Below are 2,592 nucleotides of genomic sequence, written 5' to 3' on the forward strand. Positions count from 1 at the left end.
CCGGAGAGGCCCTCGCGCCGCCGAAGCCGCACTGCAGCGGTCCTGGCCGCGGGCGGCGCTGAGCATCCTCGACGCCGCCGCGGGGCAGCCCGACGGTGCGCGGACAGCTGCCCGGGTCCGCAGCCTCCTGGGGCTCGGCCGCGTCAGGGAGGGAGTGCGGCACATGGAGGATCTCGTCGACGCCGCGCAGCCGCCCCTGACGCCGGGGTTCACCGCGGTGCTGCGTGAGGTGCTCCTGCTCGCTCGTCGACTCGAGATCTTCCGTCCCGAGCTCGTCGGTCCGGTGCGGCGTCGGCTGTCAGCCGCTCTCGGCCCCTCGGCGACTCCGAGCATCGACCGGGTCACCGTGCTGCTCGAGGAGCCCTGTTCGGCCGGCGCCGCAGACCCGGAAGGGCTCGGGGAGGTGCGTCAGTGGCTTCGCGAACTCGGTCGGGTCCGCGAGGAGGCGCCGCGGGACGAGGGCGTGATGGCTCAGCTGATCATCGGCACTCGACTGGGGCTGCGGCGGCATCCGGACTTCGGCAGACTGGTGCTCTCCTCGCTGGTCGACGAGCTCTCCGCCGACGGCGGCAGCCCGGACGTGGAGGAGTGCGCCCGCGCGGTGCTGCAGATGCTGACCATGATCGCCGGTTGGCGCACGGACACTCTGCGCCTCGAGCTGGAGGCATGGCGGCACGCCGACGGCGATGCCGGCACGGCCCTTGCCGTGGACGACATCATCGGCGCCGTGGCGGCCATGCAGGGGGACCGCATGGCCACCGCCGCGCAGCTGGCCGTCGCAGCGCTGGAGGCGTGGTGGGAGGACGATCCCTACGGCCTCGCGGGGTTCGCCGCAGCCGTCCACGCCGCCTGCGCCTCCTACGTGGGCCCGGTGCGCCACCGGCAGGCTCGCGAGCTCCTGCAGGAGGCCACGCAGGGGGAGGGACGCTCGGTGACGTGCGGCGAGACGGGTCTGCCGGAGCTGCGCCTCGTCTCCGAGGGGATGGCGCTCATCGGCGGCGGCCCGCCGGCGCAGGAGGTGGCCCACCAGCTGGCGAGCCTCGGAGCGAGGGCCCGAGCCGCAGGGGAATGGGCGCAGGAGCAGCAGCTGCTGCTGCTCAGCGTGCTCAGCGGGTGGCCGCCCGCCGCGCAGGCCATCCTCAGCTCCTCCTGGGTCCGATCGGGCGGCAGGGCTCGGATGATCGTCCTGCTCGCCGAGGCGATGACGACCGATTCCGGAGATCGTGCGCTGGAGATCGCGGAGACGCTCCTGGACGCCGACGCGGAGTTCTTCGGCTGCTCCATCCTGCTGGTGCGTTGGCAGTCTCGGGCCGAGCTCGACGTCGGCCAGCGCGCTCGCCTCGTCGGGGCGGTGCGCCGGGCCCAGCGGTCCGCCCCGGAGGCGTCCTGGGTGTTGGGTGCCTTCACGGAGCTGGCCCTGAGCCTGCGGGAGCACCGGGTCCTGACCTTCCTGCAGGAGGGGTTGAGCACGCGGGAGGCTGCCGCGGAGCTCCACCTCTCGCCGCGGACGGTGGAGGCGGTGGTCTCCGGGCTGCTGCAGCGCTTCTCGTGCCGGAACCGGCTGGAGCTGCTGCAGCTGGGACTGGTGGAGGACGAGCCGCCGGCACAGGACGAGCAGACGGTGGAGGCCACCGGCCGCGGGTGGCCCCTGGCAGGCCCGCCAGGTGCGGGGTGATCGGTGAGCCTGACGGGCGGCAAGGACCGGGGGAGGGGTGCCCGGGTCTGCATGGGATCATGGAGACATGTCTGACCTGCGCCGACAGGACTCGGCCCTCTCCGCCGACGGCTCCGTCCATCCGGCCCCGGTGCCGCTGAGATCTGACGCCGGGGCTCACACCGATGCTCACACTGATGCTCACACTGATGCTGACACTGATGCTGACACCGTCGGGCAGCTGGGTGAGGACCGCGTGCTGTCCGCCTTGCGCGAGGTCATCGACGCCACAACCGTGAGGCTCTCCGCGCCGAGGCCGCCACGCAGAGCCGGGCCGCCGGAGACGCCGCCGCCGGACCGATGCCGGTGGGACCGGGTGACGACGCCGCGGTCCTGCAGCTCGCGGACCATCGGCTGGTGGCCACTACGGACACCATGAGCGAGGGCCAGGACTTCCGGCACCGCTGGTGGTCCGACCCTGCGCAGGAGGCGCGGAGCGTCGGTGTCAAGGCCGCCGCCCAGAACCTCTCGGACCTCAGTGGCATGGGGGCGCGGCCGACGGCTCTGCTGGTCAGTCTGACGCTGCCCCCGAGCACCGCCGTGTCCTGGGCGGTCGGCGTCATGGAGGGCATCTCTGAGGCAGCCTCGGTCGCCGGTGCGGCGGGATGCCTGATCGCGGGCGGGGACCTGGGCTCGGGGGAGACGGTGTCCGTGACCATCACCGCGTTGGGGCGTCCTGCTGGTGCCACGAGCCTGCTGCGCGACGGCGCCCGTCCGGGAGACCAGCTCGCCGTCTGCGGAGCACTGGGGCATGCGGCGGCCGGCCTGCGCCTGCTGGAGTCCGGGCTGCAGGCTCCCGAGCCGACGGAGGGGCTCGGCGACGGGATGCTGGAGGCCTGCCTGAGCGCGTCAGACCTGCCCGGCCCCGGACCTCACCG

At 73.6% G+C, this 2,592-nt stretch carries 2 protein-coding genes; both read left to right on the forward strand.

Annotation, left to right across the window (positions count from 1 at the left end):
• The coding region (locus BCY76_RS17095; protein ID WP_237090254.1) for a helix-turn-helix transcriptional regulator at positions 1-1,675 on the forward strand (1,675 nt) is incomplete at its 5' end.
• A 339-nt stretch (positions 1,676-2,014) separates the two neighbouring features.
• On the forward strand, positions 2,015-2,592 hold a 578-nt coding region (locus BCY76_RS17100; RefSeq protein WP_139827881.1), incomplete at its 3' end, for a thiamine-phosphate kinase.

The sequence above is a fragment of the Nesterenkonia sp. PF2B19 genome (assembly GCF_001758425.2).
In the GTDB taxonomy this organism is placed as follows: domain Bacteria; phylum Actinomycetota; class Actinomycetes; order Actinomycetales; family Micrococcaceae; genus Nesterenkonia; species Nesterenkonia aethiopica.